A 13,230-nucleotide genomic window follows, 5' to 3' on the forward strand; every position below is an offset into this window, starting at 1 on the left:
CCATGAAACGGTGCCGCTTTTGTTTGCCGGCCCCTTCCCGCTTCCACATAAGGACTCAAGACCATGTCTCTGACACTGACCCGCACCGACCTGCTCAAGGAGCACAATTTCATCGACGGACAATGGCGCGACAGCAGCAGCGGCGTCCGCTACGACGTCGCCGATCCGGCCTCGGACGAGAACTTCGCCACCGTGCCCGCCAGCGGCGCGGACGACGCGTTGCTGGCCGTCGCCGCGGCGCAGGCCGCACTGCCGGACTGGCGCGCCCGGCCCGCGCGCGAGCGTGCCCGCTTCCTCAAGCGCTGGCACGCGCTGATCGTGGCCAACACGGACGACCTGGCGAAGCTCATTTCGCGCGAACAGGGCAAGCCGCTGGCCGAGGCGCGCGGCGAAGTGGCCTACGGCGCGTCCTACGTCGAATGGTTTGCCGAGGAAGCCGTGCGCGGCTACGGCGACATCATCCCCGAACAGGTGCGCGGCAAGCAGTTGACGGTGACGCGGGAAGCGGTGGGCGTCGTGGCCGCCATCACCCCGTGGAACTTCCCGCTGGCGATGATCGCCCGCAAGATCGCGCCGGCCCTCGCGGCCGGCTGCACCGTCGTGGCCAAGCCGGCGGAAGACACGCCGCTGACGGCGCTGGCGCTCGTCAGGCTGGCGGAAGAGGCGGGACTTCCCGCCGGCGTGCTGAATATCGTGACCACGTCGCGCGACCGGGTGGCGGACGTGGTCGGCGCATGGCTGCAGGACGCGAGGGTCCGCAAGATCACGTTCACGGGATCGACCGCGGTCGGCAAACGCCTGGCGCGCGAATCGGCCGGCACGCTGAAGCGCCTGTCGCTCGAACTCGGCGGCAATGCCCCGTTCATCGTGTTCGAGGATGCCGACCTGGATGCCGCGGTCGACGGCCTGATGGCGGCCAAGTTCCGCAACGGCGGGCAGACCTGCGTGAGCCCGAACCGCGTCTACGTGCACGATGCGGTCTACGCCGCGTTCACGCAAAAACTGGCGGCCCGCGTGGAAGCGCTGCGTGTCGGCCCGGCCACCTGGGCCGACGCGCAGATCGGCCCGATGATCAATGCCCGCGCGGTCGACAAGATCGAAGCCCACGTGCGCGATGCGCTGGCCAGGGGCGGCCGGCTGGTCGTCGGCGGCAAGCGCCTGGCCAACGACGTCGCCGACGGCCCGAATTACTACGCACCGACCGTGATCGCGGAGGCCAGCCACGACATGGCGCTGGCGTCGGAAGAAACCTTCGGTCCGGTGGTGCCGCTGTTCCGTTTCGCGGACGAGGACGAGGTCGTCCGACTGGCCAACGACACCCCGTACGGCCTCGCCGCCTACTTCTACTCGCGCGACATCGTGCGCGTGGCGCGCGTGAGCGAGCGGCTGGAGACGGGCCTGGTGGGCATCAACGAGGGCGTGCTGGCGTCGGAGGCGGCGCCGTTCGGCGGCGTCAAGGAATCGGGCTACGGCCGCGAGGGCTCGCGCTACGGCCTGGACGATTACACGCAAACCAAGTACCGCTGCCAGGGCGGCCTGGCGTAAGCCCCGCCGTCCGTCGCCTGTCCGCCTGCTCCCCGCGAGGGGACGCAGGCTTTTTTGCACCCGACATCTGTGGCCAAAATCCGGGGTCAGAGCACATTTCGGATCAATGTCCGGCCGCACAACAAGCGCTTGCGCCCACGGCGAGGGGCCGCCGCCCCGTCGCCATGCGGCGTGACAGGCCGGACGCCATGGACTGACGTTCGACCTTACCTCAAGGATCTTGCGCGAAAAAGAGACCTGACCCTGAATTTGCGGGCGGTCAGAAGCTGTGGCGGATGCCCCAATCCGCGCGGTTGGCGTTGTTGGGGTCGATGTGGCCGATGGAGGTAAACAGCGAGGTACGCTTGGACAGCGCATACGTGTAGCCGATCGCATACTGCGCCGTATCGGCATTGCGCACCGAGCGGTCGTTCAGCCGGTTGTACGACGCCAGGATACGTCCGCCGCCGGCCGGGATCGTCAGGCCGACCAGCAGGTCGCTCGCGTCCACCGGCGCCAGGCCGGCGGCGTCCGTTTGCTGCCGGTCGAGGCCGAAATGCAGCTTGGCCACGCCGAAGTCATAGTTGCCGCCGACGAAGCGCAGCTTGGCCGCCCCGGTGCCGTTGGCGTCGTTGTTGTTCTGGTAGCCGTACGCCACCTTCAAGCGGCCAACGGTATAGGTGAAGGCCCCGCTGATCTGCCGGTTCGCCGACATGCTGCCGGCCGTCTCGCCGAACGCATACGACACCTCGCCCTTCAGCCCGCCGACCTGTTTCGCGTAGAAGATGGCGTTCTGCGTGCGGATGTCGATCGCGGCATAGATGTTGCGGCCGAAGAACGATTCGGCCGCGCCCGACATGCCGTCCTCGAACGGATCGATGACGTCGGTCAGCAGGCAGTAGGACGGCGTCCAGGTGCGGCCGAAACGCACGGTGCCGAAGTCGCCTTTCAATCCCACCCACGACTGGCGGCCGAAGATGCGTCCGCTCTGGCCCGCGGTGCCCGTGTCGGGGCTGAACCCGTTTTCGAGCTGGTAGAGGACGGACATGCCATTGCCCAGGTCTTCCGAGCCGCGGAAGCCGAGGCGGGAACCCCACCAGCCGCCGGGGTCGACGCCCCAGCGCGTGGGCGCCACGTCCGATTTCGAATACACCAGGCCGATGTTGATCAGGCCGTAAACCGTGGTCGTCGATTGCGCCGAGGCGGGACCGGCAACGGCACTGCACACCGCCGCCGCAAGCAGGATTTTTTTCATGATTGTCTCCTTAAATTATGTTTTGGACGTGGCTTGAGCGGGTTGAAAAACCTGCTGGAATGAGCTCGCGATCATCCGCTCCACACCCATCAATTTAAGGCTGCTCCCTCGGCACTTTTTCTCGAAAGACGGCGGGCCAACAACATGAACACTGCGAAATCACCGTGCCTGACGGCGGAATATGCTGCGCTGTACGGGGACATTATTCGGCGCGCTGGTAGATCGCGGCGAGGTCGCACAAATCCCAGTTCCCGCCGCTTAAAACCGCGCACACTTTCTCGTCCGGCCGGACAGCGACCGCACCGCCCAGCAAGGCGCCGATACCGATGGACGCCGCCGGCTCGGCGATCAATTTCGCATCGTTGGCAAGCATGCGCATGCCCGCGACGATATGCGCGTCGTCCACCAGCACGATCTCGTCCACGTACTTCTCGATGATGGGATACGGATTCCGCCCGGGGACGCTGAGCCGCAAGCCGTCCGCAACGGTGTCCTTCAACGGCAGCGACGTGCGTTCCCCGTTGATCCTGCTGTGGAAGTACTTCGGCGTCAGGGCCGGCTCGGCGCCGATGACCCGCACCGACGGTTTCGTTTCCTTGATGGCGGTGGCGATCCCGGAAATGAGGCCGCCGCCGCCCAGCGGCACGATGACCGTGTCGACGTCCTCGAGGTCGTCCAGAATTTCGCAACCGATCGTGCCCTGGCCCGCCATCACCAGCGGGTCTTCGAAACCGTGGATCACCGCGTACCCGTTTTCTTCGGCGATTTCATACGTCTTTTTCCAGCGGGCCGCGTTATCGCCGTCGAACAGGATGACTTCCGCCCCGAGCGCCCTCGTGTTGGCGATCTTGACCTCAGGCGCGCTGGCCGGCAGCACCAGGAACGCTTTCACGCCCAGCATGCGCGCCGCGTACGCGAGTCCCTGGGCATGGTTGCCCGACGACGTGGCGATCAGGCCGTTCGCCACGGCGTCCCGGGGGAGCGCCAGCGCCGTGTTCAGGGCGCCCCTGATCTTGAATGCGCCCGTGATCTGCAGGGTTTCCGGCTTGAGCCAGAGCTGGCAGCCGAGGGCCTTTTCCATCTTCTCCGCACGTAACAGCGGCGTGTGACGGATGTGGGGTTTCAGCCGATCTCGGGCTTCCCGGATATCCTGGATGGTGGGGTAGTTACGCATGGTGTCTTTCTGGAGGTTGCGTGAAGAATTCGAAGAAGGCGCCGACCCCGTTTTCCAGCGCATTCCGGTAGATCCGCGACGCGGTGGTGTTGTCCTGGATGGCCATGCCCGTGGAATCGAAGATCGTGATCTCGTCGTCGTTCTCCCGGCCCGGTTTTTTCCCCGCCAGGATCTCGCCGATTTCCCCGTGAATGTCGTCCTTCGTGATGATGTGCGCGTTCAGCGGATGCCAGGTTTCGCCCTTCGTGACGCACTGCGCGATGGAATCGTTGACGATCTTCGCGTTGCGGAAGATCTCCGGTTCGAATTCCTGTTTGCCTTGCTGGTCCGTCCCGATGGCCACGATGTGCGTGCCGGGCTTTACCCAACCGGCTTCGACCAGCGTTCCTTTGCCGCGAGTCGTGGTCACGAGAATGTCGGCCCGGCGCACCGCGTCCTCCTTCGACGCCGCCATGACGACGGGAATGCCGAACTCCCTTTCGATATCGGCCTTGTACTTCGCCAGCGTCTCGGGATGGTTGTCCCAGGCGTGGATCTCCTCGATGGCCATGACCTCGCTGATCGCCCGGATCTGCAGCCTGGCCTGGATGCCCGTACCGATCGACGTGACCGTTTTCGCATCCTTCCTGGCCAGGGCCTTGACCGACACGGCGCCGGCCGCACCGGTCCTGAGGCCGGTGATCAGGCTCCCGTCCATCACGCACGTCAGCGCACAGGTTTGCCCGTCGAACAGCAGGATGGTCCCCATGTTGGTGGGCAGGCCGTATGTCCTGGGGTTGTCCGGAAATCCGCCGGACGACGCCTTCATCGAAATCACCTCGTTGGCCCGGTAGTAGCCGAGCTTGAAGTCGATTTCCCCGCGCGGGGGAGGCAGGTGGATGCCGATATAGTCGGGTTGCTCGACCTGTCCGCCGCTGAACGCCACAAAGGCTTCCTCCACGGCGGCGATGACTTCGCGCATGCAGATCAGCTGGGCGACTTCTTCCTTTTTGAGTAACAGCGTTTTCATTGCGTTCCTTTCGATATCAGTAACCGAGCGACCGGTCGACCAGGCCGCTCATCGGTAACCCTTCCCAATGCCGCCGGAGGTTGTCGATGACCGCGTCGGCCGCGGTCTCCGGCTGCGTCATGCTGGCGACATGCGGCGTCAGCACCACGCGCGGATGCGTCCACAACGGATCGCCGCGCGGCAGCGGTTCGGGCTCGCACACGTCCAGGATGGCCTGGCCGACCTGCCCCGTGTCGAGCGCCTGCAACAGGTCGCGCTGCACGAGATGCCCGCCGCGGCCCACGTTGATCACGGTGGCGCCCTGCGGCAGCCGGTCGAACAGGCGGCGGCACAGGATGCCGCGCGTGTCGTCCGTCAGCGGCAGCAGGCAGACGAGGATGTCGGTGCGCGCCAGGAAGTGCGCCAAACCTTCCGGGCCCGCATGGCAGTCGACGCCGTCGATCTGCTGCGGCGACCGGCTCCAGCCGGCGCAATCGAAACCGAGGCCGCGCAGGCTGGCCAGTACCGCGCGGCCCAGCACGCCCAGGCCCAGCACGCCGACGCGCCGCGCCGCGGCGGGATACACGCGATGCGGCTGCCAGTGCCCTGCCCGCTGCTGGTCGAGGTAGGTACGCCAGTCCCGGTGGATGGACAGCACGGCCAGCGTGACGTATTCGACCATCCCGCCGACGATGCCCGGCTCGACCATGCGCACCACGGCCACCGTCGCGGGGATGGCGGACAGGTCGAACTGGTCGGTGCCGGCACCGGTCGAGAACAGGACTTCCAGGTTCGGAAACCGGTTCGCCAGGTCCGCCGGCGGTTCCCACGCGGCCAGGTAGCGCACGGCGTGCGGATCGCCGACGTCGGGCCAGGTGCGGAATGGCAGCGCCGGCATCTTGCGGGCAAACCGTTCCGCCCAGATGGCGCCGCGGACCGGATCGGCTTTGTACAGGAAGGTCATGGGGCCTCCGCGCCGCATCCCGACAAGGCTGTCACGATCTTCTCCATGTCAGGCCGGACGGTAGATCACGTACAGCTTCGCCACGTGCTCGCGGCTGTCCCAGGTGCACGACGCCTTCTGCTCGATGAGGAAGATGTCGCCCTTCGAGAACGTGCCGCTGCGGCCTGCTTCATCGACGAAGGTCACGCTCCCTTCCAGCAGATACATCAGTTCCATGTGGCGGAAGTACAGTGCACGGCGGGCGTAGGGCGTCGAGTCCCACGTGCCGCACGTGAATTCCCCGTCTTCGGATTTGTAGTCGGTGTGGTTGCGGCACAGCGGCGTGGGCGTCAGCAACAGGTCGGGCGACGGGCCGCCGGCCGACGGGCCCATCTCCGGATTTTCCCTGATCGGCACGATCGCGCCGTCGCCCGCCCGGCTCTTGTTGTAGCGGACGAAGATCAGCGACACGGGTCCTTGCGCGGACCAGGCGAATGCCGCGCCATGCTTGAGAATCGCACTCTGGTTCGCCCCCAGCGTGACGGACGTACCCTGCTGCGTCAGGGTCAGGCTGCCCTGGTGGACGATGATGAATTCGTCCGCCGCGAGAGACTGTACGGCGCCGTTGCCGGCGTCGAGCGTGATGACGCCCGCCGTGACCGGGCCGGGCGCCCAGTCCAGGACGCGGCGGCTGGCGAGGAAGCGGTCTTCTCCCGCCGGCGCGGTCACGGCGATGCCCTGGGTCGGGTCCTGCGCGAACTTGCGCAGGTCGACGAAGGATGGCGTATGGACCGGGACGGCAACTGCGGCTTGCTGGAAATTCGACGTGATGGTAGCTCGAGACATGATGGTGGCTTGCATTGAATGTTGATGAGAATGAGGTTCACGCCGCGTTCGCGACCGGCGTGGCGAACCGTCCGATGTGGTAACACTCGATCGGCGTGCTCGTGGCGCCCGTGGCGATCAGTTCCGCCATCACCTCGCCCACGCCCGGCCCCAGCTGGAAGCCTTCGCCGGAAAAGCCGAACGCATAGAACAGGCCGGGTACGCGCGCGCTCGGTCCCATCGCGGGCCGGCTGTCGTCCATGTAGCCCTCGATCCCGCTCCAGACGCGGATGATGTGCAGGTGCTCGAATGCCGGCATCACGCCCGGTGCGCTCTTCAGCTTGTACAGCGTCCGGGCCGGGTTCACGTACGAGCGCCGGCTCTCGATGTCCGCCGGTTCATGGCCGCCGCCGCCGATGACGATGTTGCCGCGCGCAACCTGGCGGAAATAGACGACCTGCTCGAACGTGTCCGCCATCGCACCGATGGTCGGCCGGATCGCGTAAGGCACGGGTTCGGTGACGCACATCTGCGGCGCCCTGGCGATCATCGGCACCGGCTCGCCGAAGTGCGTGCTGATGCGATTGCCCCAGGCGCCGGCCGTGACGAGGGCCACGGGCGCGCGGAAGGTCCGGCCATCCGCGGTGGTCGCGACGAAGTCCGCGCCGTCCTTTTCCAGGCTCGTCATCTCGGTGTTTTCGAACACCTGCACGCCGGCGCGTACCGCCGCACGGCCGATGGCCGGCGCCGCCAGGCGGGGATTCGCATGCCCGTCGTGAGGGGCGTAGCACCCCGCGGTGATGTCCGGCCCGAGGTACGGAAAGCGCTCGTGCAGCGTTTTCGCGCCCAGCATCTGCATGCCGATGCCGAACGATGCGGCATCCTCCGCATACTTCACCATGCGTTCCTCGTGCGCCGGCGTGACGCCCACGCGCAGGTGGCCGTTCAGCAGGAGCTCGACGTCCGCACCGAACAATTCCTTGAACTTCAGCCAGATCGCGCGCGCGCGGTTCGCCAGCGGCAGCTGCTCGATGGGGCGGCCCATCCGGCGCGTGTTGCCGAAGTTGACGCCGCTGGCCTGCTGACCGATCAATCCCCGCTCGAGCAGGATGACGGACATGCCGCGCTGCCGCAGGAAGAAGGCGCTGGAGGCCCCCATGATGCCGCCGCCGACGATGATGACATCCGCTTTCAACGCACTCATTCCACTTCCTCCCGCACCGCCATCGACAGCGGCTTCACCGGCGCCTGGCCACGCAGGCGTCCTACGAGTTCCACCGGCACGCCGGCCGCATGGGCGATGACTTCCGCGCCGGCGTGCCCGCAATACCGTCCCTGGCAGCGGCCCATGCCGACGCGGCACAGCGCCTTGGCGCGGTTCGCTTCGCATGCCCCCATCTCCGAGACCGTGCGGCGCAGTTCGCCCGCCGTGACGGCTTCGCAACGGCAGACGATGGCGTCGTCCGGCAGCGCCGCCGCCTGCTGCGCGGGCCAGGGGAACGCTTGCGCCAGGCCCTGGCGGAAACGCTCCATCCTTGCCTGTTGCGCACGGAGCGTCCGCACTTCGTCCTGCGCGACCGTGAACTTCAAATCCGTCAGCACGGCCAGCGCCGCCAGGCGTCCGCCGATCTCGGCGGCATCGGCGCCCAGCACCTTCATGCCGTCGCCGGCGAGATAGACGCCAGGTACCGACGTGCGTCCATCCTCGCCCACGGCGGGCAGCCACTGGCGCGTCTCCTGGTCGAAGCGGAAGGCGCAGCGCGCCAGGTCGGCCAGCTGCGTCTCGGGACGCAGGTGGTAGCCCATCGCCACCGCGTCGCAGTCGAAGGCAAGTTCGCGGCCCCCCTTGTCGCGCACGACCACGCCCTGCACGCCGGTGTCGGGCGAACCCGTGATTTCCACGGGCACGATGCCGGTCAGCACCTGCACGCCGGCCCGCTTCAATTCCCGGGCGAGCGCCAGGCCGTTGCGCAGCACGGACGGCCGCGCCATCAGCTTCGGCAGCGCGGCCACGCGCCGCATGAAGGGCGACGTGTCGAGCACCGCCGCCACGCCGGCGCCCGCCTTCACGTACTGCGACGCCACCAGGTACAGCAGCGGCCCTGTGCCCATGAACACGACGCGACGCCCGATCGCGCACGCTTGCGCCTTCAGCGCGATCTGCGCCGCGCCCAGGCTGTAGGTGCCCGCCTGGTGCCAGCCTTTCACCGGCATCAGGCGGTCGGTCGCGCCGGAACAGATCACCAGCGCGTCGTACGGCAAGGCGCGCGACGTGCGCTGGTCGGTGACGTGCAGCTCGCGCTGGAAGATGTTCCACGCCAGCGTCTCCGGCAGGTAGTCGATCTTGCCGCGCAACGCGTCGAAACTCGCGTGCAGCGACCGGGCGCGTTCGGCTTCGGTGCCGTACAGCTTCGCGTACGGGCGGGTGAAGTTGTCGGGCTGGCGGCGGTAGATCTGGCCGCCGTCGCGGCGGTTTTCGTCGACGACGGTCGGATGCAGGCCGGCCGCGACGAGGATTTCGGCGCAGCGCACGCCCGCGGGGCCGGCGCCGACGATGATTACGCGAGGTTGGGCCATGTCGCCTCCGGTTGTGTCGTCACTAGGTTCATGCCGTCCGCCACGACGGTGGTACAGGCGCGCAGGCGGCGGCCGTCGGCGGTCCAGACCCAGCAATCCTGGCAGGCGCCCATCAGGCAGAAGCCGGCGCGCCGGCCGTCGCCGAATTCGGACTCGCGCAGCTGGCGCACGTTGTCGAGCATGGCGACCATCAGCGTGTCGCCGGCGAGCGCCTCGACCGGGTGCCCGTCGATCACGATGCGCACCCGCGCGCGGCCCGTCTCGGCCAGTCGTACGAAGCGGCTGCTCATGCGACGTCTCCTTCGACGACGCGCAGCGGCGCCTGGATGGCGCGCAGCTCGGCTTCCGGACGGTGGCACAGGATGCTGCCGCCGTCGGCGAGCATCTGGCGCGGCGGCGGCAGGCGGTTGCACATGCCGTCGACGCGCAACGCGCAGCGGTCCACGAAGGCGCACATGGCGCGCGCCGCTCCGTTCGGCGTCAGCGGCGGCAGCGCCGCCGGCGTGGCGCCCGCAACCTCTTCCAGCCAGCCGCGGCGCAGCGCCGGCACGGACGAGATCAGCAGATGCGAATATGGATGGAATGGCGGCAGCGCCTGCGCCTCGCGCTTGCGCGCCTCGACCTTGCGGCCGGCGTACAGGACGACGATCTCGTCGCAGATGGCGCGCACGGTGCCGATGTCGTGGCTGATGAACATGTAGGACACGTTCAACTCCTTGCGCAGCTCGGCCATCAGTTCGATGATGGCGGCGCCGACCACGGTGTCGAGCGCGGAGGTCACCTCGTCGCACAGGATCAGGTCGGGCTGGGCCGCCAGCGCGCGCGCCAGGTTGATGCGCTGCTTCTGGCCGCCGGACAGTTCGCCCGGCAGGCGGTCGGCCACCGCGGCCGGCAGGCGCACCAGGTCGAGCAGCTGCAGCACGCGCTTGCGGCATGCCTCGCCGCGCATGCCGTGGTAGAACTCGAGCGGACGGGCGAGGATGCGCCCGATGCTGTGTTGCGGATTGAGCGCCGTGTCGGCGTTCTGGAACACGAACTGGATGCGGCGGAACTGCTCGCGCGTGCGTCCCTCCAGCGTGGGCGCGAGGCGCTTGCCGTCCAGGAGGATCTCGCCTTCGGACGGCGCCACCATGCCGGCGATGGCCCGTGCCAGCGTCGTCTTGCCGGAACCGGATTCGCCGATCACGCCGATCGTGGCGCCGCGCGGAATCACCAGATTGACGTCGTCCAGCACGCATTTGACGGGCGCCCCGCGCCGCGCCGTGCCGTAGGCCGCGTGCAGGCCGCGCACCTCCAGCAGCGGATGCTCGTGCGCGGTCTTCGGGTCGCGCACGGCCGCGGCCGCCGGCTTCGGGGCGATCGCCGCCAGGAGGCTCTTCGTGTAGGGATGGGCGGGCGCGGACAGGATCTGCGCGGTCGGCCCCGATTCGCGGATCTCGCCGTCGCGCAGCACGACGATGCGGTCCGCCATCTGCGCGACGACGGCGAGATCGTGCGACACGTAGACGGCCGTGCTGCCGCGCTCCTTGACCACCTTCTTGAACGCGCGCAGCACCTCGATCTGCGTCGTCACGTCTAGCGCGGTGGTCGGCTCGTCCAGGATCACCAGGGCCGGATCGGTGATCAGGGCCATGGCCGCCATCACGCGCTGCAGCTGCCCGCCCGACACCTGGTGCGGGTAGCGCTGGCCGATCCGCTCCGGATCGGGCAATGCCAGCGCGCGGAACAGCTCGACCGCCCTGGCTTCGGCCTCGGCGCGCGGCATCACTTTGTGGATCAGGGCGCTCTCGACCACCTGGTCCATCAGCCGCTTGGACGGGTTGAACGCGGCGGCGGCGCTCTGCGCGATGTACGCCACCGTGCGGCCGCGCAGTCCCGCCAACTGGCTCTCGCTCATCGCCAGCATCCGGTTGCCGGCCACGGTCACGTCGCCGCCGGCCAGGCGGCAGCCGGTGCGGGCATAGCCCATCAGCGCCAGCGCGATGGTGGTCTTGCCGGAACCGGACTCGCCGATCAGCGCCAACACCTCGCCCCGTTGAATCGAAAAATCCGCGCCGTGGACGATGGGCACCTCCTCGTCCATGTCGTTGCGCGCCGTGACCCGAAGGCCAGCCACCTTGACGATCGTGTTCGTGTCCATGTCAGCCCTCCCTGCCGCGGCGTTTGCGGCCTGCCAGGCCGTCGATGGCCATGTTGACGGCGATGGTCAGCGTGGCGATGGCGATGGCCGGCATGACGACGGCCGGCGCGCCTTCGGACAGGCCGATGATGTTTTCGCGCACCAGCGAACCCCAGTCCGCATGCGGCGGCTGGATGCCGAGTCCCAGGAACGACAGGCCGCTGAGCAGCAGCACGATGAACAGGAAGCGCAGGCCGAAATCGGCCAGCACGGGCCGGATCATGTTCGGCAGCATTTCGCGGCAAGTGATATAGGCCATGCCCTCGCCGCGCACCCGCGCCGCCTGCACGTAGTCCATCGCCTGCACGTTCACGGCCAGCGCGCGCGCGATGCGGTAGGCGCCCGGCATGTAGCCGATGCCGGCCGTCAGGATCAGCAGCGGCACCGACGTGCCGAAGCCGGCGACGATGATCAGCGCCAGCAGCTTGTGCGGGATGCTGAGCATGGTGTCGACGATGCGGCTGACGATGGCGTCGAACCAGCCGCCCGCCGCCGCGGCGCACATCGCGAGCACGGTGCCGCCGACGCTGGCCACCAGCACGGCGGCCAGCGCCAGGCCGATCGTGTACGGCGCGCCGTGGAGGATGCGGCTCAGCATGTCGCGGCCGAGGTAGTCGGTGCCGAGCGGATGCAGCGCGCTGAGCGGCGCGAACACGTCGTCGCCGACGCCGCCGGCGTCGTCCGGGGCCAGGTACGGGCCGGCCACGGCCATCAGCAGCCAGAACGCGAAGACGGCGCAGCCGATCAGGCCGGCCAGCGGCAGGTGCCGGCGCGGCTTGCGCCGGGCGATGGGAGAAATCACGGAGGTCTTCATTTTCTTAACCTTGGGTTGGAAACGATTGCGCACACATCCGCCACGGTCAGCAGCACCAGGTAGCCGGCGCAGAACAGCATCGCGCAGGCCTGCACCACGGGCATGTCGCGCATGGTGACGGAATCGACCATCAGGCTCGCGATGCCCGGATAGTTAAAGATCGATTCGATGATGATCACGCCGCCGATCAGGTAGGACAGCGACAGCGCCACCGCGTTGGCGATCGGGCCGATCGCGTTCGGCAGCGCGTGGGACAGCACCATGCGCACTGGACGCACCCCCTTCAGGCGCGCCATCTCGACGTAGGACGCATTGAGCTGGTCGATCACGGCGGCGCGGGTCATGCGCGCCATCTGCGCCACGATCCCGCAGCACAAGGTCATGACCGGCAACGCATAGGCGCGCATGAATTGGCCGAAGGTGGCGATATCGTCGGTGTGCGACAGCGCGGACAGCCAGCGCAGCTTGACAGCGAACAGCAGCACCGCCAGCGTGGCGATCAGGAACTCCGGCACGGAGACGGTCCACACCGTCGCCACGCTGACGACGCGGTCGAACAGCGAGCCGCGGTACATCGCGGACAGGATGCCGAGCGCCAGCGCGAGCGGCACCGAGACGACGGTGGTGGCCGCCGCCAGCATCAGCGAGTTCGACAGGCGGCCGCCGATCAGCTCCGTCACCGGCAGGCCGTTCGCCATGGCCACGCCGGGATGGCCGGTCAGCAGCCCGCCCAGCCAGTGCAGGTAGCGCACGTGGGCCGGCAGGTCGAGCCCCAGCTTGGCCCGCAGCGCGGCCACCAGCTCGGGCGTCGCTTCCTGGCCAAGCGCCGCCTGCGCCGCGTCGCCCGGCAGCAGGCTGGTGATGGTGAAGATCACCACCGACACCGCCAGCAGCGTCAGCACCCCGACACCCACGCGGTTCAATACCAGTCGTACGGTGGTCCCGTTCATG

General features: G+C 68.0%; 12 protein-coding genes. 1 reads left to right on the forward strand and 11 read right to left on the reverse strand.

Annotation, left to right across the window (positions count from 1 at the left end):
- Positions 1–63: 63 nt before the first annotated feature.
- Positions 64–1,545 carry an NAD-dependent succinate-semialdehyde dehydrogenase gene (locus tag ACL58G_RS02225; protein WP_440964932.1) on the forward strand — a complete coding sequence of 494 codons (1,482 nt, stop codon included), beginning with the start codon at positions 64–66 and terminating at the stop codon, positions 1,543–1,545.
- A 259-nt stretch (positions 1,546–1,804) separates the two neighbouring features.
- On the opposite strand, the gene ACL58G_RS02230 is transcribed toward ACL58G_RS02225, so the two are convergent.
- The 11 genes from ACL58G_RS02230 to ACL58G_RS02280 form a co-directional block, all read right to left on the reverse strand.
- A complete protein-coding gene (locus tag ACL58G_RS02230) occupies positions 1,805–2,779 on the reverse strand; it encodes a porin (protein WP_440964934.1) in 975 nt (324 codons plus the stop codon).
- 202 nt (positions 2,780–2,981) lie between these two features.
- Entirely contained in the window at positions 2,982–3,953 is a 972-nt protein-coding gene (locus ACL58G_RS02235; protein WP_440964936.1) for a threonine/serine dehydratase, read from the reverse strand.
- Positions 3,946–4,962: an ornithine cyclodeaminase family protein gene (locus tag ACL58G_RS02240; protein WP_440964938.1), complete on the reverse strand. Its 1,017-nt coding sequence runs from the start codon at positions 4,960–4,962 to the stop codon at positions 3,946–3,948. The genes ACL58G_RS02235 and ACL58G_RS02240 overlap by 8 nt, the downstream gene beginning before the upstream one ends.
- Positions 4,963–4,978: 16 nt before the next feature.
- Positions 4,979–5,905 carry a 2-hydroxyacid dehydrogenase gene (locus ACL58G_RS02245; protein ID WP_440964940.1) on the reverse strand — a complete coding sequence of 309 codons (927 nt, stop codon included), beginning with the start codon at positions 5,903–5,905 and terminating at the stop codon, positions 4,979–4,981.
- Positions 5,906–5,953: 48 nt separating this feature from the next.
- Positions 5,954–6,730 carry a cupin domain-containing protein gene (locus ACL58G_RS02250; RefSeq protein WP_440964942.1) on the reverse strand — a complete coding sequence of 259 codons (777 nt, stop codon included), beginning with the start codon at positions 6,728–6,730 and terminating at the stop codon, positions 5,954–5,956.
- Positions 6,731–6,767: 37 nt separating this feature from the next.
- A complete protein-coding gene (locus ACL58G_RS02255) occupies positions 6,768–7,913 on the reverse strand; it encodes an NAD(P)/FAD-dependent oxidoreductase (RefSeq protein ID WP_440964944.1) in 1,146 nt (381 codons plus the stop codon).
- Complete coding sequence (locus ACL58G_RS02260; protein WP_440964945.1) at positions 7,910–9,286, reverse strand: FAD-dependent oxidoreductase; 1,377 nt, start codon at positions 9,284–9,286, stop codon at positions 7,910–7,912. Before ACL58G_RS02260 ends, ACL58G_RS02255 begins: the two co-directional genes overlap by 4 nt.
- The gene (locus tag ACL58G_RS02265) at positions 9,268–9,576 is read right to left on the reverse strand and encodes a (2Fe-2S)-binding protein (protein ID WP_413339462.1); all 309 of its coding nucleotides are present in this window, start codon (positions 9,574–9,576) and stop codon (positions 9,268–9,270) included. The genes ACL58G_RS02260 and ACL58G_RS02265 overlap by 19 nt, the downstream gene beginning before the upstream one ends.
- Entirely contained in the window at positions 9,573–11,426 is a 1,854-nt protein-coding gene (locus tag ACL58G_RS02270) for an ABC transporter ATP-binding protein (protein WP_440964946.1), read from the reverse strand. Before ACL58G_RS02270 ends, ACL58G_RS02265 begins: the two co-directional genes overlap by 4 nt.
- Position 11,427: 1 nt before the next feature.
- The gene (locus tag ACL58G_RS02275; RefSeq protein WP_440964948.1) at positions 11,428–12,279 is read right to left on the reverse strand and encodes an ABC transporter permease; all 852 of its coding nucleotides are present in this window, start codon (positions 12,277–12,279) and stop codon (positions 11,428–11,430) included.
- A complete protein-coding gene (locus ACL58G_RS02280) occupies positions 12,276–13,229 on the reverse strand; it encodes an ABC transporter permease (protein ID WP_440964950.1) in 954 nt (317 codons plus the stop codon). The genes ACL58G_RS02275 and ACL58G_RS02280 overlap by 4 nt, the downstream gene beginning before the upstream one ends.
- Position 13,230 lies beyond the last annotated feature (1 nt).

It is taken from the genome of Massilia sp. GER05 (genome assembly GCF_052056005.1).
Classification (GTDB): Bacteria; Pseudomonadota; Gammaproteobacteria; order Burkholderiales; family Burkholderiaceae_D; genus Telluria; species Telluria orientalis.